Here is a 23661-nt window from a genome sequence, read left to right as displayed (position 1 = left end):
GCGGATGAGGCCCGGGTCCCCGACCCGGGCCTTTCGCGCGCGATACGGCAGTCTGGGTCCCGTGAGCGAGAACTCCAGCGAAACCCTGTTCATCAAGATCTGCGGCCTGAAGACCGAGCGGGACGTCGACACGGCCGTCGAGGCCGGCGCCGACGCCATCGGCTTCGTCTTCTCGCAGAGCCCGCGCCGGGTCGACGCCGCCACGGCCGCCCGGCTCAGCCGCCGGGTGCCCGAGCACGTCCTGACGGTCGGCGTCTTCCGCGAGGAGCCCCTGGACTTCGTACGGGCCATGGCCGACGAGTCCGGCATCCGCGCCGTCCAGCTGCACGGCCCCGAGGACCACGCGTACTACGCCGACCTCGCCACCGGCGACTGGACCCTGATCCGCGCCGCCGCCTTCGGCGACTCCGTACCCCGCGTCGGCGAGTACGGCGAGGACATGCTCCTCCTCGACGCCCCCGTCCCCGGCTCCGGCATCGCCTGGGACTGGTCCAGCAAGCCCCACGCCGCCCCCGGCGAGAAATGGCTCCTGGCCGGCGGCCTCACCCCCGACAACGTCCGGGAAGCCGTCGAGGCGACCAGCCCCTGGGGCGTGGACGTCTCCAGCGGAGTGGAACACGCCCGAGGCGTAAAGGACCCGGCCCTGATCACAGCATTCGTAAAGGCGGCCCGCCCCGTGAGGTGACCGCCCGGGGCGGGGGCCGGGCTGGGGCGGGCGGGACTGGCGGATCCGTCCCGCTCGGGTCGGCGCTCACCTGCGCGGTTACCGTTCTGCCGATCGCTTACGGCGGGGGCGTCGCCGGGGCCATCGGGCCTGCCGCGCGGAGGTGTCGGGTCAGGCGGGACTCCTCCGTGTCCTCCCGGGTGGTCAGGGCTCGGGCCAGGGCCGCGTGGCGGAGTTGGCGGGAGGACGGGGTCTGGGTGCCGAGGATGACGTCGCGGGCCAGTTCGGGGAGGCGGTAGCGGCCGCGGTCGGTGTCCCAGAGGAGGATGCGGGCCGTCACGGCGGCGTCGATCAGGGGGAGGAGCTCGTCCGGGGCCAGGGACTGGACCTCGGCGAGGAGGGGTACGTCGAGCCAGTCGCCGTCGGCGGCGGCGTACGTGAGCATCGTGCGGGCCTCGTCGGGCAGTTCGAGCAGCCGCGCGTGGAGGAGGTTGCGGATCGCGGCCGGTACCTGGGCCGACGGACCGGTGCGTTCCCCGGGCGGGAGCTCGATCAGCTCGGACAGGGTGAACGGGTGCCCCTCGGCCCGCCGGTGCAGCGCCGCCGCCTCCCCGGGCGGGACGTCCTCGCCGCGCGCCGCGAGCAGTTCGGCCACGTCGTCGGCGGTCAGCGGCCCCAGGGTCAGCCAGGCCGCGCCGAGCAGGGCGAGGTCCGCGAGCAGCAGGCTGGAGTGCGGACTGTCGCCGTTGCGCAGGGTGCACACGAACAGGACGGGTCCCTCCCGCAGCACCTGCGTGAGCCGCCGCAGCAGCCGGTGGAAACCCTGCGGCGCCTGGTCGAGGTCGTCGACGACACACAGGGTGGGGCCGACCGTGAGCTCATGGACGACCGTGGCGAGCGGGTCCTTCTGGGCGACCTCGTCCTGCGCGGAGTCCCTGCCGTCCTGCCGCAGCGCGTCGAGGATCTGCACGGTCGGACAGGTCCGGGAGATCCCCCGGTTGCCGCTCAGCGCCTGCCCCGCCCGGGTGCGGGCGACGGTGAACCCGGCGGCCAGCGCCCGCGCCGACAGCTCCTCCACCAGCCGCGTCTTGCCGTACCCCTGCTCGCCCTGGACCACCGCCCACCGGGGGCGGCCCGCCGCGGCGGCCGACAGCAGCGCGGAGAGCTGCGCGGTCTCCTCACCCCGGCCCACGAAGGGATCGGGGTCCTGGTGCGGGACGGGCGGGAGGACCGTACCGGTCGCCGGGGCGCCGAGGATGACGGCGTCGTGCCGGAGTATCGCCGTGTGCAGCTCCCTGAGCTGGGGGCTGGGGTCCAGGCCGAGGTCGGTGGCGAGCGTGTCCCGGAACCGCTCGTACCGTTCGAGGGCCTCCACCGGCCGGCCCGCCGCGTACAGCGCGCGCATCAGCAGCGCCCAGGTCGTCTCCCGCAGCGGGGCCTTGGCGAGGAGGTGCTCGGCGACGGCGATCGCGTGTGCCGGTTCGCCCTGCTGGAGGAGGATCGCTGACCGGAGTTCCATGGCGTCGTGGAGCAGCCCGGCGATCCGGGTGCGCTCGCGGACCGCGAAGGCGTGCTCGCGGGCCTCGGCCAGCGGCTCGCCGCGCCACAGGGCGGCCGCGGCCTCGATCTCCTGGCGGGCGAGGGGGAGCTGACGGGCGCGCAGCGCTTCGCGGGCCCGGTTCACGGACTGTTTGAACAGCGTGGTGTCCCGGGCCTCGCGGGGCACCTTCAGGGCGTATCCGGACGGGCCGCTGACCAGCATGGTGGAGCGGCCCTGCCGGACCGGGTCGAGGACCGCGCGCAGCCGGCTGACATGGGCGCGCACGGAGGAGGCGGCGCCGGTCGGCCGCTCCGTCGGCCACAGGTCGCGCAGCAGGGTCTCCTGGGAGACGGGGCGGCCGTTCTCCAGGAGCAGCCGGACGAGCAGCAGCCGGCGTTGTCTGGGCCCGAGGTCGAGCGGGGTGTCGCCGTGCAGCACCTCGACGGGGCCGAGCGTGCCGAACCGCAGCGTGTGTGTGTCACGTGAGTCCAACGGTCGACGCCCTCCCTGGCGACATCGGAGCAGCAGGCTACGTGATGAAGGAGACAGCGCTTTCGCCCCGGGCGTTCCAGAGCCGGCGACAACGACAACGTACTGACAAGTTCCGGGCAACACCCCGCGGTTACCTTCGGACCTCCGTGACCGGGAAGCAGAAGGAACCCATGCGTAGAGTGAAGTCAGTCCTCGTCAGCGCCGTCCTGGCGGTCGCCGGCCTCGCGTCGACCGCCGCGACTCCCGCCCGGGCGGCGACCGGAGGGGAGTACGTGGCCCTGGGTGACTCGTACGCGTCCGGCGTCGGAGCCGGCCACTACGACAGCGCCAGTGGCGACTGCAAGCGCAGCGCGGTCGGCTATCCGGCGCTGTGGGCGGGCGTGCACGAGGAGTACCAGCTGAAGGACGTCTCGTGCAGCGGCGCGACCATCGCGGACGTGCGCGCCGACCAGCTGTCCGCGCTGAGCACCGACACCGATTTCGTCACCCTCACCATCGGCGGCAACGACGCCCAGTTCTCCAGCGTCGTCCAGGCCTGTCTCACGGAGTCCGACAGCTACTGCAAGACGGCGACGGACTGGATGTCGTACTACGCGAAGAACCAACTGGTGGACGAACTCGCCGCGCTCTACAAGGACATCAAGACCCGCGCACCGCACGCCACCGTCACCGTCCTCGGCTACCCGCAGGCCCTCTCCACGACCGGCGCCTGCCCCCTGATCGACCTCAGCCCCGCCAAGCGCACCTACATGAACGCCTTCGCCGACGCCCTCGCCGACGGCACCAGGGCCGCGGCGGCCAAGGAGCCGGTCACCTTCCTCGACGTACGCCCGGCGTTCAAGAACCACGGCGCCTGCGGCTCCGACCCGTGGCTCAACGATCTGAACGCCGGGACCGAGGTCTTCCACCCCACCCTGGCCGGCTATATCGCGGGCTATTACGGGCAGTTGGAAGCCCACTGGGGCTGATCCCGCCGCCCGCCTGCACGGATGTTCCCTCTTCCGCGTCGGAGACGAGGGCGTCCCGCGCGGCTGACACGACACCATCCCACTCACCGGTTCCGGCTCACAGCCCGAACAACCCCGCCGCGTTGTCGTGACACACCCCCCGCAGCCACTCCTCCCCGAGATCCAGTCGCTCCAGGGCACGCAGCTGATGCACATACGGATAGGGGATGTTGGGGAAGTCGGTGCCGAGGAGGATGCGGTCGCCGAGGCCGGTCAGGCGGGGCAGGGACCGGTGGGGGAACGGGGCCAGGCCCTCGGTGAAGTCGGTGAACGCCATCGTCGTGTCCAGCCGCACCTCCCCGTACCGCTCCGCGAGGCCGAGGAAATCCTCGTACTCGGGCATCCCCATGTGCGCGACGATCAGCCGCAGCCGGGGATGGCGCCCCAGCACCCGGCCGACCGGCTCGGGGCCGGTGTGCTTTCCGGGCGCGGGCCCGGAGCCGCAGTGGATGACGACAGGGACCCCCGTCTCCGCCAACAACCCCCAGGCTCCGTCGAGGAGTTCGTCGGCCGGGTCGTACGCCCCCACCTGCACATGCGCCTTGAAGACCCGCGCACCCGCCTCGACGGCCTCGCGGACGTAGGCCTCGGTGTCCGGCTCGGGAAAGAGCGTGGCGGTGTGCAGACAGTCGGGCGTGCGCAGGGCGAAGCCGGCCGCCCAGTCGTTCAGCCACCGGGCCATGCCCGGCTTGTGGGGGTAGAGCATCGAGGTGAAGGCCCGTACGCCGAACTCCCGCAGCAGTGCCGCCCGTTCCGCCTCCTCCTGCCGGTAGGTGATCGGCCACTCCAGACCGCCGGTCAGCGGTCCGAGCGCGTCGAAGTACTCCCAGACCTTGCGCAGGACCCGCTCGGGCATGAAGTGCGTGTGCACGTCGATCAGCCCGGGCAGCCCGAGCCGCCCCCAGAAGCGGCGCACCTCGCCGGCTTCCCCGTCCGAAGTCCCGTCACGCGTGGCCGCTTGATCGCTCATGCCGCCCACGATCGCCTCCGACGAGGCGGCGCGTCCACCCCGTACCGCACCCCGCGGAGCCTCGTTACAAGGGCCACTCCCGCCTGTCAAGTCGTGTGCTTTACCGACTGGTTGGGCTCCCGGCGCCGGCGGACTCTTGAGTCACGGCCCGAACGGCGGGCCCGACTCAAGGAGACGGAAATGGCCGAGAACATCAACGAGATGCAGTCCGCCCAGGTCGAGGACCAGGTCGAGACCAAGGTCGCCGCGGACCTGGACGTCGAGATCGAGCTCGAGACGGCGGAGACCTCCTTCACCTACACCGAGCCGCGCCTCGCCTGAGCCGTCGGCCGAGAGCTTCCACCACCGCGACCCGCGGGGTGACAGCGGCCGTGACGACGGCCCGCACTCGGGGCGGGACCTCGGATCCGAGGTCCCGCCCCAGCTCTTCGCCCCCAGGACGCGAACGGAGCGAAGCAGTAGCGACGACGGAGCGACGAAGGAGGAACAGCAGTGAAGGCGATCCCCGCCGACCTGGCCGAACAGGCGCGTTCGGTCGTCATCGAAGTGGCCGCGACCGAGCGGCTCGCCGCGGTCTTCCACCGCAGTCTGGCCCGCCGAGCCGCGGCCGGACTGAGCGAGACCGAGCGCCCCCTCGTGGAGGAACTGGTCCGCGGTGCCCGACGGCTCGCCCCGGCCACCGTCCACTCCGTCTACAAGGGCGGCGCCCCGGAGCCCGGCCTCACCGAGCTGACGCGCCGGCTGACGGAAGCCGGGACACCCGGACCCACCGAGGTCTACACCGGGCGTACCGACCCGCTGTGGCTGCGCGACGGGTTCCAGGAAGTACTGCGCTCCCTCAACTGGGGCGAGGAGGAGGCGGGAACGGTCGTCGTCGATCTCCCCGACGAGGTGCGGACCGCGCTGGGCCTCGCCCGGCAGGCCCTCGCCGCCTGCTGGCCCGAGGCGTGGGCCGAGCACAACACGCTGGTGCGCTACCTGGTCTTCGCCCGCGGGCCGCTGCGATCCGCCACCGTCCAGAGCACCTACGGCACCGTCTACGCCGAGGTCGAGGAGGCGAGCGACCCGCTGCGCATGTACGAACTGCTGCTGCACGAGACCGCCCATCACTCGCTGGCCCTGCGCGAACAGTTCACCCGCTTCATCGCCAACCCCGAGGCCGTGGGCACCCATGCGCTACGCCCCGACCCCCGGCCGCTGCGCGGTGTCCTGCACGCCGCGTTCGTCATGTGCCGTGTCGCCGAGGGGTTCCGCCGCTATCTGGACGTCCATCCCGAAGGAGGCCCCCTGGACGGCTGCCCCGTCGAGGAGCGGCGCCGCTTCGCCCTGGACTCGCTCGACGACGCGCTGACCCTCCTGGACGACACGGCCCGATGGACCGACGACGGCAGGGCGCTGCGGGCGTCGATGGGAGCCTGCCTGGCGCGAGAGGGCGTGCCTTCATGACGCCGGCCACCGCCGCGGCACCGCGGTTCGGTGTCGCCGGACGCAGTACGGCGGAGCACACCGCGCTCCCGTCGGAGGCGGATCAGCGCTGGCAGTTCAGCAACCAGTGGGAAATGCTCGAACTCGCCGACGGCTCCCTGTTCTTCGACAGTGTCTACGCCGATCACCGGGTGATCTCCGGGCCGCCCGAGGCGCTGCGCCGCATCCTGCTGCTCATCGAGAGCGACCGGCCGACGCTGAAGGAAGCCGCCGCCCGTGTCGTCGGCGCTGCCTCGGCCGACGTCGTCGACCGGGTGGCCCGGCTCCTCGCCCCGCTGGCCCGGGCGGGCATCCTCGTGCCGCTGCGCGACGGTGAGCGCCCGGCGTGGGCCGACGACGCGCTGGTCGAGCGCTTCTCCACCGAACTGGAGTGGCTGGGCAGCCTGTCCACCGACGCCCAGGGTCACTGGGACTACTTCGGCCGGCTGCGCGAGGCCCACGTCGCCGTCATCGGCCTCGGCGGGGCGGGCAGTCTGCTGGCCCAGGCTCTCACCGCCGTCGGGGTGGGACGGCTGACCCTCGTCGACGGCGACACCGTGGAGCCGTCCAACCTGGTCCGGCAGATCCTCTACAGCCCGGACCAGAGCGGACAGGGCAAGGCCGCCTGCCTCGCCGGGCAGCTGACGCGCTTCTCCCCGTACACCTCCCACCGGGTCCTGGACCAGTACGTCCGCGACCGTCAGGACGTGCTGCGCTGCATCGAGGGAGCCGACTTCGTGGCGGTCTGCGCCGACGCGCCGCGCTTCGTCCTCAACCGGTGGATCGACGAGGCCTGCAAGGAGAACCGCACGCCCTACCTGGGCGCCTTCGCCGGATCGGTCGGCCCGATGTACCGGCCCGGCGCCGGTGGCTGCTTCGGCTGTCTGGAACACCGGCTGCGCGCCGAACTGGGCGACCGCCACGACCTGTTGGTGGACGCCCTCGCGGCCAAGACGTCCTGGCGCTATCCGGCCTTCGTGTCCGGGCCGCTGACCGTGGCCCACCTGATGACCACGGAGATCGTCCTGCATCTGACCGGTGCCGCGCCGCCGTCCACCGCCGGTGGAGTGGTGCGGTTCCAACACCCCCACACCGTGCTGGAGCCGTTCCCCGGACACCCCGCCTGTGACTGTGCCGAGAGCGCCCGCGGTCCGGCGGCCGGCTGAGCGAACGACCGGATCGGCGAACGAGGAGAGCAAGCCCATGAAGAACGCCTTGACGAACTACCGGAGCATCGCGCACGTCCCCGAGGCCCGACGGCTGCTCGCGGCGGACGCGATCTCCAAGGCCGGCGACTGGATCCTCTACGTCGCCATGAGTGTGCTGGTCTTCGAGGCGGGCGGGGCCGGTGCGCTGTCCCTGTTCACGGCCCTGCGGGTCGTCGTGCCCTTCGCACTGGGCCCCTGGGCGGGGCGGTGGGGGGCGGTGCTCGCGCCCCGGACGCTCATGATCGTCGCCGATGCGCTGCGGGCCCTGCTGCTCCTGCTGGCCGCCGCCGCGGCCGCCGCCGACCAGCCGGCCTGGCTGCTGGTGGTCCTGGTGGTGGGGTGCGCCTCGGTGAGCGCCTTCCACGGACCGGCCGAGCGCCGCTTCCAGCGCGATGTGATCGACAGCGAACAGCGGGCCGGCTTCAACGCCGTGCTCGGCGCGACCGGCACCACGGTCATCGTCGTCGCCCCCGCGGTCGGCGGCCTGCTGACCACCACGGTCGGCAATGTCGGCGCCCTGGTCGCGGACGCGGCCAGCTTCCTGCTGTCCATGGCCTTCGTCCTCTCGGTACGACCGCCCGCGACCACCGAGGAGCCGCGCCGGCCGGCGCCGGCCGCCTCGCCCGTCGGACTGCGCGGCGGTGCCCTCGCCACCGCCGTCCGGGCCATGCGCAAGGACCCGGTCGTGCTGGCCTGCGTCGTGACCCAGGCGGTCGCCTGCACCGTGGCCGGCGCCTCGCTGGTCCTGCTGCCCCTGCTCGGCGACCGTCTGGACGCCGGGGACGGGGCGATCGGCTGGCTGACCGCCGCCGTCGGCATCGGCAGCGTCGTCGGGGTCCTGATCGGCGGCAGGGTCGCCACCCAGGGACACCTTCTGCTGTGCGTGACCAGCGTCGTGTCGATGGGGGCGGTGCTCGGGCTGCTCGGCTCCAGCCCGGACCTGCTGATCGCGCTGGTGTGCGCGGTGGCCCTGGGCGCGGCGGCCAACATCCCGGAACCGATGTACTGGACGTCGTACGCCGACCGGGTCGGCAAGGACGACTCCGGTCCCTTCTACGGTCTGGTCGAGTCGTCCATCACCGGCGGCTTCGCGCTCGGCGGGGTGCTCCTCGGCGTGGCGGTCGCGGCGTTCGACACGGTCTCCGGCACCTGGGTCCTCGGCCTGGCGGGCAGCGGCCTCGCCGCCCTGGCCTTCCTGCCGGCCCTGCGCCATCACCGGGCCCGTTCGCAGCCGGTGACCGTCCCCGCCCCGGCCACGGAGCCCGCGTCATGACCACGGTGGCGGACGACCGCGCACGCGCCCTGACCCGGGCGAGCGCGGACGCGGCGGCGCTGGCCGGTGCGGGCGGACCGGCCTGTGTGACGGTCCGCTGCCACCGTCGCGCGGCCGCCGCGGCCACCCGCACGGGCTCCGGACCCGTCGACCTCCGCCGGATCACCGACCACACCCGCCAGAACACCACCGCGTTCGCCCTCGTTCCGGGAGCGGACGGGGGCCCGTACGGCGTGCGGCACGCGGCGGTCGACGGGTACGGGACGGATGCGGTGCGGGAGGTTGTGAGTCGCGCGGTGGACGGCGACCGCCTCGGGGCTCCGGCCGGTCCGGATCTGCCCTTGGCCGTGCCGCCGGCCGGGGAGCGGGACGCGGCGGATCTCGTCGAGGCGATCCTCCGGCGGTTGCCCGGCGTCGCGGGGTACGAGGTGATCGCCGAGGCCCACACGGTCGTGGAGGAGCGACTGTTCGTGCCCGCGCGGGGGCTCGCGGTACGCGAGACCCTGCGCACCGCGGCCGTCGTCGTGGACGTGCTCGGGGCGGGGCGGCGGATCGCGGATGCCGACGCCGGCTGGAGCGGTGAGGTGCCGGAGGGGCTGGACTCGCTCGCCGAGCGCGTGGAGGCGGCGGTACGACGGGCCGGTGCGCGCCCCCGGACCGTCGCGCCCCGCGTACAGCTGCTGCTCGTGGACGGCAGCGCCGGCGCCTTCCTGCACGAGGTCTGCGGTCACCTGCTGGAGAGCACCGGGCACCGCCCGTCCCTGCTGGCGCAGGACGGCGGCCGTCCCGTGGCGTTCGACGGGCTCGGTGTCGACGACGACCCCACCCGCGCCTTGAGCTTCGGAGCGCACCGGTACACGATGCTGGGCGAGCCCACCCGCCGGCGCCCCCTGCTCACCGCCGGGCGGCTGACGGGCCTGCTCGCCGACACCCCCGACGGCCCGTGGCGCACCGAGGACGCCCGGTACGCCCCGCAGCCCCGTATGAGTCACCTCGCCCTGGCACCCGCGCCCGCCCCGACGGCCCTGGACACCGCCCTCGGTGAGACCACCGCCCCCGTGATCCGCGTCCACCGGCTGGGCTTCGGCTCGCTGGACCACCGGGACGGCACCGTCGTACTGGAGGTCAAGGACGCGACGTACCGGGACGGCACCGCCGAGCACCGGCTGGAGCCGTTCGTGGTCACGGCGGAGGCACGTCAACTTCTTCTGGAGGTGAGGGCATTGGGCTGCGCCGCCACTGTCCGGCCGTGGTCCGCGTACTGCCTGGCGACCTCCGGCAGCCTCCCGGTCGGCGCCACCACCCCCACCCTCCTCACCGGCGTCGTCACGACCCACCCGCACCGTCGGCTCGCCCCACCACGAGCCGCGGTTGCCCGGACCGCACCGGGACCCGGCGCATGACGACCGGCCACGGAAGCGGGCGCGCCCCGGAGCGAACCGGGACCCGGCGCACGACGACCGACCACGGAGACAGGCGAGCCCCCGACCGCACCGGGACCCGGCGCACGATCACCGGCCACGGAGACACGCGCGCCCCGGCCCCGACCTCCGAAGTCCCGGCGCGGGAAAGCCGATCGGCGGCCGACATGCCCCACCCCGGCCACTTCACCGTCGTCGGGCCCGCCCTCGTACGTCTTCCCCTCGCCCCGGCGGACCGTGCTGTCGGCGGCGTCGCTCCGGCCTCGGCGGCGCCCACTGCCGAGCAACTGCGGGCCCGTATAGCGGAGTTGCTGCGCGACGACGTACTCCGGGAGGCCGTCGCGCTGGCGAGTCCGTCCACGGCGCTGGTCTGCCGGCAGTCCCTGGACCGGCTTCCGGAGAAGCGGCTGCGGTCGCTGGCGGCCAGTCTGACCGCCTACGCGGCACGTATGCGGGGGCGCGCGACACCGTTCGGGCTGTTCGCGGGGGTGACCGTGGCACCGTTCACGGACACGGCCCGCGGGCAGATGGCCCCGCCGCACCGCCATCGCCGCGCGGTACGCCCGGACGCGGCGTGGCTGCGCACGGTCGTGCAGGCACTGGCACGGTCCCCGCGGAGCCTGACCGCGCTGACCTACACGGCCAGTCCCGCCGTACGGCGTGACGGTGCCACCCATGTGCTGCCGGCCCCGGACGCACGCGTCAGCCGCGTGGCGCTGCGGACCACGCCCCCGCTCGACGCCGTCCTGGACGCCGCCGCCCGCCCGGCCAGGGGCGACAGCCTCCAGGCGGCGGCGCGAGCCCACGGGCTCTCCCCGCGGGACGCCGGACGGCTGCTCGCCACACTCGTCACACACGGCTTCCTCGTCTGCGAACTCCAGCCGCCCGCCCACTCCGACGACCCCCTCGGCCACGTCCTGGACCGTCTGCGCCGAGCAGCACTGCACCCCGAACCGACGCGGCTCATCGAGGAGTACGAGGCCGCCCTGACCGCCTATGCGGACACCCCGCCGGGTGAGGCCGAGGACGCCCTCGCCCGCGTCCACGACCTCGCCGACCGGGTCGCGCGGTCGGCCGGCGCGGACCCGGGCACGGGCAGCCCCCTGCACGTGGACACTCTGGTCGAGGCCGACATCGCGTTCGGCCCCGAGGTCCGCGCGGAGGCGGAGCGGGCGGCAGCCGTCCTCGCCCGGTTCGCCACGGCCCGCGAGCGCGGGCACATACAGCGGCACCTACGACACGTCAGTGGCGGTTACGCGGTGCCGCTCGCCGAGTTCCACTGCCCACCACTCCCGACTCGCTCGCCCTCCACCCACCCGGCGCTGCTCGCCGCGTACGCGGACGCCCTGCGGGAGGGGCGACCGGAGATCGTGCTGGACGACGCCCTGCTGGACGCGGTCGCCCCGGCGGCCGGGACGGCGCCGGTCACGGAACTCGACCTCTTCGCGGTCGTCGCCGCGCCCGGCCTGGCGGCGCTGCGACGCGGCGACTTCGAGCTGCATGTGCGCCGGCCCGCCAGTACCAGCGCGGGCACCGCACTGGCCCGCTTCGCTCCCGCGCTCGGCCCCGCCGGCGAACAGGCGCTGCGCACCGTCCACGACCGGACCGACCAGGTCGCCGCCGGCCGGGCGGGCGGGCCCGTCGTCCTCGCCGACATCACCTACCGGCCCCGGCAGGCCCCCGCCGAGAACGTCGCCCGAGCCACTCTGACCCGGCCCGCCCGCATCCACACCAACAGCCCGGCCGACGGCTCCCGCACCGGTGACCTCCACCTCCAGGACCTGCTGCTCTTCCCCGGCGCCGACGGCCCCCAGGTCTGGTCCCGCGCCCTCGGCACCCGCGTGCTCCCCAGGGCGGCGACCGCCCTCAACGCCGAGACCACCGGCCCCCACAGCGCCCACCTCCTCGCCGCGGCCGCCGGGGAGAACCTCGCCCTCGGCTTCGACTGGGGAGCCCTCGCCACCGCACCCTGGCTGCCACGCGTACGTCGCGGACGCACCGTCCTCAGCCCGCAGACCTGGCGCCTGGAGCCGGCCCTCACCCACGGCCCCTCCTGGCACGAGCGGTTCGCCCAGTGGTGCCGCCGATGGAACGTGCCCTCACACGTCACGCTGGTCGACGGCGACCGCCAACTCTCCCTCCACCTCGACGACCCCGTGGACCTCCACCTACTGCACCGCCAGACCCAGAAAAGCCCCACGACCCTGACCGAACCCCTGTCCCACGACCATGCCTGGGCGCACTCCCCCCACGGCACCCACCTGGTAGAGGCCGTCTTCCCCCTGACCACGACAGACACCCCCGCCCCGCCCACGACAACACCGGCGGCCGGCCCCTCCGTCACCCCGTCGGACCGGCGGCGCCACGGCGCGCCTCCCGAGCGCCCTCGCCCCCTACCCCCCGTCCTGCCCGGTGGCGCATGGCTGCGTGCTGTCGTGGGGTGCCCGGGTGGGCGGTGGGCGGTGCTGCGCGGGCGGTTGTCCGAAGTGTTCGGTGGGCGCCGGTGGTTCTTCACCCACGTTGACCACGAGCACGCCGAACTCTGTGTCCGCCTCGCGCAGGAGGACACCTGGGGCAGCCTGCTGGCCCGGCTGTCCGGCACCCTGGCCGACGACCCCGCCGTCGAAGGGCCGACGATCCTGCCCTACCCGCGGGACGCCGGGTTCGGTACGCCGGTGGCGCAGCCGGACTTGGCGGAGCGGTGGGCGGCGGTCGACACCCGGTGCGCGCTGGCCGCGCTGGGGGCCGGTGAACCGTACGTACCGCTGCTCGGCGTGCTGGACCTCGCCGCGCGGCTCAGCACCGAGGGCGGCGCCTCGCCCCTCGCGGACATCACCCCGGACCGTCGGGGCTTCTCACCCCAACGGCGAGCCGTGCTACCGCTGTTGACGGACCCGGCCCGGCGGGACAACGAGCTGCCCTCGGAGCTGACCGAGCTGTGGGAGGAGCGCGCGACCCGAACCCGGGCGTGCCTCCAGCAGGCGTCGTCTCCTCAAGCGGCGGTACACGAAGGGCGACTGATGCTGCGTCAGCACGCCCTTCGCCTCGCCGGAACGGCCGGTGCCGACGGGCTGCTCGGCCTCGCCGCCGCCGCGGAGCACGCGCTCCACTCATGGCACCGAGCCACCAGGAGCGCCGCGTGAACCCCCACCTCACCGACACCGACCCGCTGATGCCCGGCACCGACGAGACCCTGATCCCGCCCCACCGGGCAGCCCCCCGCAGCCCCTGGGTGGACATCGGCCTGATCCTGACCGACTACCCGCCCGCCCCGCACGTGTACCAGCAGCTGCTGCACGAGACCGGACTCCTGCACGGCACCGGTCACGCGACCTCGTACTTCTTCATCCACAAGCCCCCCGGCCTGCGCTGGCGTCTGTGCGCCCCGGAGGACAGGCCCCTGTCCGAGCTGCGCGAGGCGGCGGTGGCCGCAGCGGCACGCGTCGTCGGCCCCGACCGCGTGCGCAGCGCCGTGTACGAACCCCAGGAGGTGCTCTTCGGCGGTTCGCGCTCGATGCACTTCGTGCACCGCACCTGGAGCGCGGACTCCCGGCTGTGGATGCGCTGGCACGCCGCCCGCGGCGGCCGTGCCACGAGCGGGGAGCGCTGGGAGCTCTCCTTCCGCGTCCTCGCCCGTGTCTACGCCGCGCTCGGGGTCGTCGGCTGGGAGGACAGGGAGGTCTGGGACCGGGTGTGCCGGGACACCGGCCGCCGGCTGACCGAACACGCGTGGGCGCGGCCGGAGGTGGTCTCGTTGGCCAGGGCGCTCCAGGAACGCTGGGGCGACGCGTGGGGGACACCCGCCCGCGCGCCGGGTCCGGAACGGGACGGCCTGCGGGCGTCGCTCGTGGACGAGTTCGCCCGGACCGGCGACGACCTGTTCCGGGCCTGGCACCGCGAGTGCCTCAGCCTGCCCCGCACCCACCACCCGCTGTCCCCACGGCAGGCCGCCGCCTACTGGACCGTCTTCCACTGGAACCGCGCCGGCTTCACCGCGGGCCAGCAGGCGCTCACCGCCGAGGCCCTGTCCGTCCTGCCGCTCGACAACACGGGCCTGGACGACACCGGCCTCGACGGCACCGGCGAAAGCAAGCCCTAGCCCGCCGCACCGTCGACAGCCTCGACGCCCTCGACCCGCCGGACGAAGTCGAGAACCGACTCCCGTACGTCCGAAGGACTCCAGTCGAGACCGGCCGCGGTCACCGTCACCTCCGTCAGGCTGATCCCCGGCGGAACCCCCGGCTGCCACCAGGGAAGTTGGAAGAGCGTGCCCCCGCTGTCCTCGGCCTGCCGGGCCGCCGCCTCCACCAGCGCCTCGGGGGAGTGGGGCAGCCACACCTGGAACTGAAGGGTGTGCGGCACCTCGGGCTGCACCTTGAACCAGCCGAGCCCGGCCTCCCGGAACGCGTCCGCCATCGCCGCGGCCACCACGCGCGCCTGCGCCACGTACGCGGGCAGCCGCGGCAGTTCACGGTCGAGGCCGATGAGCGCGGACAGGGCGGCGGGGAACTGCTGGAAGACCTTGCCGCCGTAGCGGTGCCGCCAGATCCGGGTCTCCCGGACCAGATCGGCCGGTCCCGCCAGCGCCGCTCCGGACAGCCCGTCGAGCGACTTGTAGAAGGAGACGTACACGCTGTCCGCGAGGGCCGCGATCTCGGCCAGTGAGTGCCCGAAGTGGGTCGTGCAGTCCCAGAGCCTGGCCCCGTCGAAGTGCACGACCGCGCCCCGCTCCCGGGCCGCCCCGGTGACCTCGACCAGCTCGTCCCAGGTCGGCAGCAGGTATCCGACGTCACGCAGGGGGAGTTCGAGCATCAGTGCCCCGAACGGCTCGGGCAGAGCGCGGATCTCCTCGGCCGTGGGATGGCGCGGGGCCACCGTGGCCTTCATCGGCCGCAGATCGCTCAGCATGCGGAAAGCGTCCGCCTCGAACACCTCGGGGTGCGAGACCGGATGCAGCGCCACCCGGCGGTTGCCGCTGCGCTGGGCCCAGCAGTGCAGGGCCACCTGCTGGGCCATGGTGCCGGTGGGGAAGAACGCCGCGTCCTCCTTGCCCAGCAGCTCGGCGACCCGCCGCTCCAGCTCGGCCACGACACCGTCGCCGTAGACATCGGGCGGCGCGGAGACGTCGTAGACCGAACAGGCCTGCTCCGCCAGGAAGGTGAGCCGTTCCTGGAGCGACACGGTGGCGGACGGCCGGGCCAGGACCTTCTTCGCCTCCCGCAGCAGCCGCATGTTCCGCTCGGGCGCGCTCTCCGCGCTCTCCGCGCTCTCCGTGGCGCCGTCCTTCATCGCTGTCCTCTCTTTCCCTGTCGCGGGCCGATTCCCTGTCACAGGCCGAGTTCGATCGCCGCGCGGACGAGATGAGCCAGGGTCGGCGCGTCCAGCTTGTGGCGGATGCGCTGGAGATACGTCTCGACGGAACTCGGGCTGATGCGCAGCCGCCGCGAGGTCTGTGAGTGGGTGAAGCCCGCCGCGATATGGGCGAGCACCTGCCGTTCCCGCGGGGAGAGCGGTGGGTTCTTGTCGGGGACCGGGCCGGGCATGAGGGTGAGGTCTGCCGTCATGGGGGCAAGCCTTGACGCCGCCCTTCCCGATCCGCTCCCGAACGAGTCCCACCCCGATTCCCACAAAGCCCTCTGGTTGTCAGGGAGATGACGACCTACGATCGGCGGGATCTGCGTGCGAAGGATTTCCTGGGCCCAAACACCACGGGGGTGGGAAGGTGCGGCCGGATCACGGCGGGACGCTCCGCTTCAAGGTGCTCGGCCCGTTGGAGGGCTGGTTCGGCGGTGAGCGGCTCCGGCTCGGCGGCACCATCCAGGAACGGGTGCTGGCCGCCCTGCTGCTGGACCCCGGCAAGGTGATCCCCGTCCCGCGTCTCGTGGCCGCGGCCTGGGCGGAGGAGCCGCCGGCCACCTCGTCCCACCAGGTGCGCAAGGCCGTCGCGGATCTGCGCCGCCGTATCCCCGACGGTGGCGAGGTCCTGGTCACGGACGGCCCCGGCTACCGCGTCGAACTGGCCGCCGGCCAACTCGACCTGATCGAGTTCCACTCCCTCGCGGCCCGGGCGCGGGAAGCCGCGGCGGCCCGCCGTGACACGGAGGCCATCGGTGTCCTGCGGGACGCCCTCGCACTGTGGCGCGGCCCCGTGCTGGCCGGCGAGGGCGGCCCGGTGATCGAGGCCGCCGCCACCGCGCTGGAGGAGCGTCGCATGGCGGCGGTCGAGCAGTTCCTCGGCCTGCGCCTCGACCGGGGCGAGTCCGCCGAACTGGTCGGTGACCTACGGGAGTTCGTCGCCCAGCACCCGCTGCGGGAGACCCTGCGCGGACAGCTCATGCTCGCCCTGTACCGCTCGGAACGCCAGGCAGAGGCGCTCGAGGAGTACGCCAGGATGCGCGAACTGCTGGTCGAGGAGCTCGGTATCGACCCGGGCGCCAGACTGACCAAGCTGTACGAGGACATCCTGCGCGAGAGCCCGCAGCTGACCCTGCCCCGGGCGGAGCCCACCGCACCGCCGCCGGTCCCGGCGGGCATGGAGTCACCGTGCACCCTGCCCTACGACGTGTCGGACTTCTCCGGCCGGGACCGTGAACTGCGGGAGATCCTCGAACGGGCCCTGCACCCCGGCAGCGGCGGCACCCGGATCGTGGCCATCGACGGGATGGGCGGCAGCGGCAAGACGTCCCTGACCGTCCGCGCCGCCCACCGGCTGTCCGACGCCTTTCCGGACGGCCAGCTCCACATCGATCTGCGCGGCTACTCCCCGGGCCAGCAGCCCGTCAGCCCGGTCAGCGCCCTGGGCACCCTGCTGCGCGCTCTGGGACTGCCGGACGAGCGGGTCCCCGACGACCTCGTCGGCCGCCGGGCCCTGTGGCGCAAGGCCGTGTCCGGCAAGCGGCTGCTGCTGATGCTCGACAACGCCGCCGACACCGCCGCCGTACGCCCGCTCCTGCCCACCGAACCCGGCTGCCTGGTCCTGGTCACGAGCCGGGCCCGGCTCATCGACCTGGACGGGGCCCACTGGCTCTCGCTGGAGGTGATGACCGCGCAGGAGAGCCACAGCCTGATGGCCCAGACCCTGGGCGCCGAGCGCGTCGCCGCCGAGCCCGAGGCCGCCGCCGAGCTGGCCCGGCTCTGCGACCACCTCCCCCTCGCCCTGCGGATCGCCACCGCCCGGCTGGGCAACCGCCCCCGCTGGACCCTGCAGTACATGGCCGACCGCCTGCGCGACGAGACACGGCGGCTGGACGAGCTGAGCATCGGAGAGCGCAGCGTCGCGGCGACCCTGCGGCTGTCCTACCAGGCCCTGGACGAGGAGGGCCGGGCTGCCTTCCGGACCCTCGCCCTGCACCCCGGCGGCGGCATCGACGTGTACGCCGCGGGTGCCCTGCTCGGCACCCGGCCCCGGCACGGCGAGGACGTACTGGAACTCCTCCTGGACGTCCACCTGGTCGAGCAGCCCGCGATCGGCCGCTACGGCTTCCACGACCTGGTGATCAGCTTCGCCCGCGGGCTCTACGACGGGGCCGACCGGCCCGCGGACGCGGCGGCCGTCGAGCGGCTCTTCGGCTACTACCTCAGCGTCACCGAGGCGGCGTGCCAGGTGCTCTTCCCCGGCCGGCGCCGCATTCCCTCCGGCATCCCCGCCTGCCCGTACGAACTGCCGGACGTGACCTCCCCCGACGCCGCCCGCGAATGGTTCGCCCGCGAACAGAACACCCTGCTGTCCGCGGTCCGGCTGGCCGTGCGGCACGGCTACGACCGGCAGGCGGTGTGCCTGGCCCGCAACGTCCTGTTCCATCTCAACGCCCTCGGTCTGCTGGACGAGTTCGAGGACACGGCCCGTACGGCGGTCGCCGCCGCCCGTCGGCTGGGGGACGACGCGCTGCTCGCGGTGAGCCTGGCCAACCTGGGCGTCGCCTGCTGGGAGCTGGGCAGGTTCGACGAGGGCGTCGACGTCGCCGAGGAGAGCCGGAAGGTGGCCGTCCGGGTCGGGGACCGGGCCACCGCGGCCCACTGCGAGGGCACGCTCGGCCTGTACAAGAGCCTGCTGGGCCGGTTCCCCGACGCCCTGGCCCATCTGGAGCGGGCCATCACCCAGGAGCGGGACCTGGGTCTGAGCCGGTCCGAGGCGGAGAGTCTCACCGTCCTGAGCACGCTGTACGAACAGTGGGGCCGCTACCGGGAGGCGGCCGAGGCGGCACGGCGGGCGGTCGAGCTGTGCCGGCAGCTGGTCCGGCACGACAGCGCGCTGGTGGCCCTCATCGACCTGGGGTTCGCCTGTCTGGGACTGGGCGCCTACACGGAGGCCGAGGCCGCCATGACCGAGGCACGCTCGCTGTGCAAGGACGAGCGGGAGTCCGGCATCGTCGCCATGACGATGGCCCTGTCGGCCGACGTCGCCCTCCGCCTCGGGGCCACCGAGCAGTCCCGCGCCTACGTCGGCCAGGCGCTGGAACGGATCGGTTCGGGGGCGTCGCCCCTGCGGTCCGCGAAGGTGAAGAACATGCTCGGGCGGGTGCTGCACCGGCACGGCGACCACCGGGCGGCCCTCGACCTGCACACCCAGGCCGAGGAGCTCGCCGTACACCTGCACTACCGCCCCGAGGAGGCGTACGCCCGGCTCGGTCTGGCCCGGGCCGCCGGGGCCCTGGGGGATGAACAGGAGGCCGCCGCGCATCACGCGGCGGCCGAGAAACTGTTCACGTCCATGGGGGTGCCGGCCGAGGGCAGACGCCGATGACACGGCGCCGGGTGCCGCGGGGTCAGGCCTGAGGCAGGCCCGTCACGGCTGTCGGTCCCCGGTCGTCGGCGACGACACGTACCGTCCGGTCCCGGCTCCCACCGCCGTCCGTGTCCGTCGAGGCGCCCAGGCCGGAAACCAGTACGGCGACGATGAAGGCGATCAGTGCGGTCGGCTTGCGTCTCATGCCGGGCCCCTCGGGTGGTGGTGTCCGCTGTTGACGGCGCCGATGCTGTGGCCGGCCGTTCCCGAACGGTTCCCGCACCGGTCCCGGCAGGCCGGGAAGGTGCCGTTCAGTCCTCCGCGTCCTCGGCGTCGCCGTCCAGCCGCAGGTCGACGACCCGGGGGCCCCGCGGGGTGAGCGCCACCTCGGTGCGGGCGGCCCCGCACTCGTGCTCCACCAGGTCGAGCACGGCCCGCACCACGGAACGCAGCACGGCCAGCTCGGCCTCGCCCGGCGCGGCCCCTGCCGAAGGGCGGGTGACACCCACGACGTGGTGCATTCCGTTGCCGGTCGCGGTGCGGACGACGAACACGGGCCCCTCCACGGGCCCTTCCGCGGACTCGCGCCCCCCTTGGGCCCCGGGCCCGGAACGCGCGGCCCAGCGCTCGACCTCGGCGAGTTCCCGCAGGGGGCCGGACGACATGTCGCCGCCGCGGCGGGGAGGCTGGGCTGTCATGGAAGCGACCCTTCTGTCGTCACCGGTCACCTCAAGGGTTCTACGAGTGGATTCCGATCCGTTCCCGTCCCGTTCCCCGCCCCGCGGCCGGGCTCCGCCGCAACTCCCCGCAACGGCGGCGGGCGTACGCTCGAAGGCACCGAGGGCTCTTCGCGCGCCGGCTCCGCTCCGGTGCCGTTCTCGGCGAACGACGACGCCGGGCCGGCCCCGTCGGACCCGGAGCAGGGTTCGCCCCATGACCTCGAACCACCCCGACCGCCCGGCGACCGCCCACCCCGGGACCCCGGTCCGGGGCCGGCCGCCTCAACAGCGGCACCGAAAGGGACCCTCCCCCGAGGAGGGCGAACTCCTCCGCCCGCTGACCCGCCGCCAGATCGCCGACCGCATGGGGGAACTCGGCGAGCTGTACGCCCAGACCGCACCGAGCGGACCACACGGACCACGCACCTCGAACCACTCGGCCCTCTGGAACACCTCGGCCCACACAACCGCCCCGGACCGCGCAGCTTCTCCGCCCCGCACGGCCGCCCCGGACCGAGCGGCCGCCTCGGATCGCTCAGCCCCGTGGGACCCCTCAGCCGCCCCGTCCCGCTCAGCTGCCTCGGACCGCTCAGCATCGTGGGACCGCTCGACCGCCCCAGCCCGCTCCGCCCCCTTGGCGGCCCGCCCAGCCCCCTCGCCGTCTTCGGACCGCCCGCCCTTCCCGAACCCGTCAGCCACCTCGGCCCTGTCCGCCCCGTCCGCCCTGTCCACCTCCTCCACGCCCTCCCCCCAGGCCAGATCCGCCGCCTTCCGCCGACGCCTCGCGGGCGCCATGCGGCGCCCCGGCTTCGAGCTGCTCGTGGCGGAGACCACCCGCCTCTCGGGCGCGACCGTCCTGACGGCCTGCGCCTACGGCTTCCCCGTACCCGGGGACGACCCCTGGTGGCAGGGCCTCGACGGATACCGTCCCGCGAACCTGCTGCGCCTCGCCGCCCCCGGAGACCTCTTCGCGATCGGCGACATCCTCGTCGAGCGCCGGGTGCGCACCCAGGACCAGAGCCGTGACTGGAATCTCGCCCGGCGCCTCCAGAAGCGGCTGCTGAGCGACCACACCGCGCTGGTCGGCGTGACGCTGGTCGACCGCGGCGACACGGACACCTTCGACGCACTGCTGTCCTGGGGCTGGCGCTGGCTGCCGCCGGCCGGGGCCCGAGAGGCGCCCTGGCCCGCCGCCCGTCGGCTTCTGGTGCTCCGCTGACCCATATTCTGTGTTCGCCACGACAGGATTTCCCCGGGGCCGACTAGAATTCCGGTACGGGATCCAGTTCCCTGTGCGGACCATGACACCGGCGGTCCGCAGGAAGGCACGCATGCCCTCGGAAGACCGGTCGCACGCTGTCGACCGGCTCGACGACGACCACCACCCCGCGTACACGATGGGCCGTGCCGCGGAGGTCATCGGCGCCACCCCCGGGTTCCTCAGGGCGCTCGGCGAGGCCGGACTCATCACGCCGATACGGTCGGAGGGCGGCCACCGCCGCTACTCGCGCCACCAACTGCGCCTCGCCGCCCGCGCCCGCGACATGGTCGACCAGGGCACTCCGATCGAGGCCGTCTGCCGGATCATCGGCCTGGAGGACCAGCTTGCGGACGCGCTGCTCGCCAACGAGAAACTGCGCCACGACGACTGAATATCTGACGGCGCCGGAGTAGAAACCCGACCGGTTAGGAAAAAGTATTTTCCAGGACGCCGACAGTTTTCCCACCGGCTGCCCGCTTTTTCTTGCTGTCGATTTCGTCCGTGCTAGGCTGAATATCAGTTGCAGTTGTGGTTGCCATTCTTGCCATTCTTGCCGGTTTTCCGGGGCAGGTGATCATCACAGCGATGAGGGAGCCCGCGAGGTGTGGGTTCCAGCACTGCCTAAGTAGGAGAAAACACATGGCCACCGGCACTGTGAAGTGGTTCAACGCGGAAAAGGGCTTCGGCTTCATCGAGCAGGAGGGTGGCGGCCCCGACGTCTTCGCCCACTACTCGAACATCGCCACCCAGGGCTTCCGCGAGCTTCAGGAAGGCCAGAAGGTGACTTTCGACGTCACGCAGGGCCAGAAGGGCCCGCAGGCGGAGAACATCGTCCCCGCCTGACACACGGCTGAGCAGGGGCCCGCACCTTGGGTGCGGGCCCCTGTCCGTTTCTCCGGCCCCGTTCGCGCCCCGGATCCGCCCTGACCCTGGTGAGGCACCATGCGCTGTGTGATCGCCCGTTACCCCTTCGACCTGTCCAAGGCCGAGGTGGAGAAGTCGATGGAGAAGGTCCGACCCGAACCGGTGACGCATGCCTCCGTCGCCTCGGTCGCCGTCGGAGGCCGGGCGTACCCCGTCAAGCAGGTGGGAGCGGTGATCACGGGTCAGGATCCCCGCGACTTCACCGCCGCGGAAGTGGTCCGCGCCCTGGTCCGTCTCGGCTTCACCTGTGAGAACGCGCCTCCCAAGGCGGCTCCCGCTCCCGATCTGTCCTACGGCTCGGTCGACCGCCTTCTCGGCTGACCCGCCCTTCCCCCTCCTGTTGGCGTCCGTGACCGACGGACGCCAAGGTGTGCGGTCGGTTAATTTTGGTGAAACCTGTGAGCGGCTCCGCTAACATGTTCGAGCTCGCGACGAACACCCCCATCGGGCGCGATAGGTAGCCACTTCACCTCACACACATCAAAAATCGGTCAAAGTTGATAAATACATCACCACGGGTCCTTTCGCGAGTAAAGGGTCAGCCGCGAGCGGTGCTGTGGGTGGCCGCGGGCGCGGTGACCCTTGCGTTCCTCGTCATGCTGGAGATCGCCGCACGCCGCTACGGCCTGCCCGGACCGCTCACCTGTCAGCTCAAAGAGCTGATATCCGCCCCCAAGTCGGGTGGCCTGCTCTACGCCGGTCTGGCGTTGACGCTGGTCGTGCTCCCCTGGCGGCAGCGGTTCCTCGCGCTCGGCGCCGCGCTCGGCATCGACGTGGTCATCGCACTCGTCCGCTGGGCGGCCGACATCAAGGTGACGCAGGGCCATCCCTTCGGCATCGGCGCGCTGTGGGTGGTCCTGGGCTGTGCCGTCGTCGCGCTCACCCGTCGTACCGGCGCGGAACGCGTCCTGCTGCTGAAGGGCGCCGGACTCGGACTGCTGCTGGGGGCCGGCCGCAAGGCCGGGGACACCTGGTTGCTCCTCACCTCGAAGACCCGTCCGACGGTGCTCGACGAGTACATCGCGACCGCCGACCACGCGCTGGGCGACCCGTCGTGGGTGGTCGGCCGGATCGTCGAGGCCACCGGCAAGTTCGGCTTCAACCTCCTCGACTTCGTCTACGGCAACCTCGCCGTCGCCGCGGTCCTCGTCGCCCTGTACCAGCTGCGCAACGTGGCCGCCGACCGCGCCTTCCCGCGCCACCACCTGGTGCGCACCTTCCTGGTGATCGGCCTCCTCGGGCCGGGCATCTACATGATCTACCCGGTGGTCGGACCGATCTTCGCCTACGGCAACGGCACCGAGCACTGGGCCGGCGTCGCCCTCTGGGCGGAGACACACGCCACCGGGCAGTGGGCGGTGACCCAGATCTGGCCGGACACGGTGGCACCGATCACCCCACCGCACTCCATACCCTTCGACGGCATCACCCCCCGCAACTGCATGCCGAGCCTGCACACGGCATGGGCCGTCGCGATCTTCATCCATTCCCGCAAGGGCCCGCGGGCGCTGCGCTGGGCGGGCACGTTCTGGCTGGTCGCCACGCTCGCCGCGACGCTGGGCTTCGGCTACCACTACGGCGTCGACCTCATCGCCGGCGTGGTGTTCGTGCTCACCATCGAGGCGGCCCTGCGCACCTACGACCGCGGCTGGGACCGGTCGGGTCTCCGGCTGGTCGCCTACGGCATCACGGTCTTCGCCGGGCTCCTGCTGTCGTACCGCTTCCTGCCGGTGGAGATGGCCGGCCAGCCCTGGCTCTACGGTCCCCTGCTCCTGCTGGTGATGGCCTCGGTGGTCTACGGCTACGTACGGACCACCCGGCAGTGGGAGACGGCACCCGTCCCGGTGGAACAGCCGCAACGGCAGACCGAACCCGTCTGACCGCCCTTCCGTCGCGGCGGCGGAGGCACCTGTTCGGGCTCGCGGTCCACCAGGGACGTCCCGGACCACCGTTCCAGGGGACGGTCGTTTCCCCAGGTCAGAGCTGTTTCAGG

At 73.1% G+C, this 23661-nt stretch carries 21 protein-coding genes; 15 read left to right on the top strand and 6 right to left on the bottom strand.

What is annotated here, in order from left to right:
• Positions 1-4: 4 nt before the first annotated feature.
• Positions 5-685 carry a phosphoribosylanthranilate isomerase gene (locus ACFY0U_RS10720; protein WP_388633292.1) on the top strand — a complete coding sequence of 227 codons (681 nt, stop codon included), beginning with the start codon at positions 5-7 and terminating at the stop codon, positions 683-685.
• 97 nt (positions 686-782) lie between these two features.
• Here ACFY0U_RS10720 and ACFY0U_RS10715 read toward each other — a convergent pair whose 3' ends face one another.
• Entirely contained in the window at positions 783-2696 is a 1914-nt protein-coding gene (locus tag ACFY0U_RS10715) for a BTAD domain-containing putative transcriptional regulator (RefSeq protein WP_388633289.1), read from the bottom strand.
• A 170-nt stretch (positions 2697-2866) separates the two neighbouring features.
• Between ACFY0U_RS10715 and ACFY0U_RS10710 the strand changes: the two genes are divergently transcribed.
• The gene (locus tag ACFY0U_RS10710) at positions 2867-3664 is read left to right on the top strand and encodes an SGNH/GDSL hydrolase family protein (protein WP_388633286.1); all 798 of its coding nucleotides are present in this window, start codon (positions 2867-2869) and stop codon (positions 3662-3664) included.
• A 97-nt stretch (positions 3665-3761) separates the two neighbouring features.
• On the opposite strand, the gene ACFY0U_RS10705 is transcribed toward ACFY0U_RS10710, so the two are convergent.
• Positions 3762-4673, bottom strand: a complete 912-nt coding sequence (locus ACFY0U_RS10705; RefSeq protein WP_388633284.1) for an amidohydrolase family protein — start codon at positions 4671-4673, stop codon at positions 3762-3764.
• 180 nt (positions 4674-4853) lie between these two features.
• Here ACFY0U_RS10705 and ACFY0U_RS10700 point away from each other — a divergent pair, with 180 nt between their 5' ends.
• The 7 genes from ACFY0U_RS10700 to ACFY0U_RS10670 all read left to right on the top strand — a co-directional run bounded on the left by ACFY0U_RS10700 (position 4854) and on the right by ACFY0U_RS10670 (position 14138).
• The gene (locus ACFY0U_RS10700; RefSeq protein ID WP_159038223.1) at positions 4854-4994 is read left to right on the top strand and encodes a hypothetical protein; all 141 of its coding nucleotides are present in this window, start codon (positions 4854-4856) and stop codon (positions 4992-4994) included.
• A 171-nt stretch (positions 4995-5165) separates the two neighbouring features.
• Positions 5166-6119: an aKG-HExxH-type peptide beta-hydroxylase gene (locus ACFY0U_RS10695; RefSeq protein WP_388633281.1), complete on the top strand. Its 954-nt coding sequence runs from the start codon at positions 5166-5168 to the stop codon at positions 6117-6119.
• Complete coding sequence (locus tag ACFY0U_RS10690; protein ID WP_388633278.1) at positions 6116-7303, top strand: ThiF family adenylyltransferase; 1188 nt, start codon at positions 6116-6118, stop codon at positions 7301-7303. Before ACFY0U_RS10695 ends, ACFY0U_RS10690 begins: the two co-directional genes overlap by 4 nt.
• 37 nt (positions 7304-7340) lie before the next feature.
• Complete coding sequence (locus tag ACFY0U_RS10685) at positions 7341-8618, top strand: MFS transporter (RefSeq protein ID WP_388633275.1); 1278 nt, start codon at positions 7341-7343, stop codon at positions 8616-8618.
• Entirely contained in the window at positions 8615-10021 is a 1407-nt protein-coding gene (locus ACFY0U_RS10680) for a metallopeptidase TldD-related protein (protein WP_388633272.1), read from the top strand. Before ACFY0U_RS10685 ends, ACFY0U_RS10680 begins: the two co-directional genes overlap by 4 nt.
• A 185-nt stretch (positions 10022-10206) precedes the next feature.
• Positions 10207-13182, top strand: coding sequence for a lantibiotic dehydratase family protein (locus ACFY0U_RS10675; RefSeq protein WP_388633269.1), 2976 nt, complete (start codon positions 10207-10209; stop codon positions 13180-13182).
• A complete protein-coding gene (locus tag ACFY0U_RS10670; RefSeq protein ID WP_388633266.1) occupies positions 13179-14138 on the top strand; it encodes a lantibiotic dehydratase C-terminal domain-containing protein in 960 nt (319 codons plus the stop codon). The genes ACFY0U_RS10675 and ACFY0U_RS10670 overlap by 4 nt, the downstream gene beginning before the upstream one ends.
• On the opposite strand, the gene ACFY0U_RS10665 is transcribed toward ACFY0U_RS10670, so the two are convergent.
• Both ACFY0U_RS10665 and ACFY0U_RS10660 read right to left on the bottom strand, forming a co-directional pair.
• On the bottom strand, positions 14135-15328 hold the full coding sequence (locus ACFY0U_RS10665; protein ID WP_388633263.1) for a threonine aldolase family protein: 1194 nt from the start codon (positions 15326-15328) through the stop codon (positions 14135-14137). The genes ACFY0U_RS10670 and ACFY0U_RS10665 overlap by 4 nt on opposite strands.
• A gap of 38 nt (positions 15329-15366) precedes the next feature.
• Positions 15367-15603 (bottom strand): response regulator transcription factor, encoded by a 237-nt coding sequence (locus tag ACFY0U_RS10660; RefSeq protein WP_388633261.1) that lies wholly within the window; start codon positions 15601-15603, stop codon positions 15367-15369.
• Between the two features lie 158 nt (positions 15604-15761).
• On the opposite strand from ACFY0U_RS10660, the gene ACFY0U_RS10655 reads away from it, so the two are divergent.
• Positions 15762-18782, top strand: coding sequence for a BTAD domain-containing putative transcriptional regulator (locus tag ACFY0U_RS10655; RefSeq protein ID WP_388633258.1), 3021 nt, complete (start codon positions 15762-15764; stop codon positions 18780-18782).
• A gap of 22 nt (positions 18783-18804) precedes the next feature.
• Here ACFY0U_RS10655 and ACFY0U_RS10650 read toward each other — a convergent pair whose 3' ends face one another.
• Positions 18805-18969: a hypothetical protein gene (locus ACFY0U_RS10650; RefSeq protein ID WP_388633255.1), complete on the bottom strand. Its 165-nt coding sequence runs from the start codon at positions 18967-18969 to the stop codon at positions 18805-18807.
• 106 nt (positions 18970-19075) lie between these two features.
• Positions 19076-19462: a hypothetical protein gene (locus ACFY0U_RS10645; protein ID WP_388633252.1), complete on the bottom strand. Its 387-nt coding sequence runs from the start codon at positions 19460-19462 to the stop codon at positions 19076-19078.
• Positions 19463-20117: 655 nt separating this feature from the next.
• Here ACFY0U_RS10645 and ACFY0U_RS10640 point away from each other — a divergent pair.
• The 5 genes from ACFY0U_RS10640 to ACFY0U_RS10620 all read left to right on the top strand — a co-directional run bounded on the left by ACFY0U_RS10640 (position 20118) and on the right by ACFY0U_RS10620 (position 23548).
• Entirely contained in the window at positions 20118-20702 is a 585-nt protein-coding gene (locus tag ACFY0U_RS10640) for a hypothetical protein (RefSeq protein ID WP_388633249.1), read from the top strand.
• 112 nt (positions 20703-20814) lie between these two features.
• Positions 20815-21135 carry a MerR family transcriptional regulator gene (locus tag ACFY0U_RS10635; RefSeq protein WP_388633246.1) on the top strand — a complete coding sequence of 107 codons (321 nt, stop codon included), beginning with the start codon at positions 20815-20817 and terminating at the stop codon, positions 21133-21135.
• A 248-nt stretch (positions 21136-21383) separates the two neighbouring features.
• Positions 21384-21587 (top strand): cold-shock protein, encoded by a 204-nt coding sequence (locus ACFY0U_RS10630; protein ID WP_046247661.1) that lies wholly within the window; start codon positions 21384-21386, stop codon positions 21585-21587.
• Positions 21588-21686: 99 nt separating this feature from the next.
• Positions 21687-21989: an SCO5918 family protein gene (locus ACFY0U_RS10625; protein WP_388633244.1), complete on the top strand. Its 303-nt coding sequence runs from the start codon at positions 21687-21689 to the stop codon at positions 21987-21989.
• A 233-nt stretch (positions 21990-22222) separates the two neighbouring features.
• Positions 22223-23548, top strand: a complete 1326-nt coding sequence (locus ACFY0U_RS10620; RefSeq protein WP_388634303.1) for a phosphatase PAP2 family protein — start codon at positions 22223-22225, stop codon at positions 23546-23548.
• The last annotated feature ends 113 nt before the right edge of the window (positions 23549-23661 follow it).

Source organism: Streptomyces sp. NPDC001536 (assembly GCF_042894505.1).
Taxonomy (GTDB): domain Bacteria; phylum Actinomycetota; class Actinomycetes; order Streptomycetales; family Streptomycetaceae; genus Streptomyces.
The sequence above is the reverse complement of the archived record's forward strand: the minus strand, read 5'-3'. Positions and strand labels throughout refer to the sequence as shown.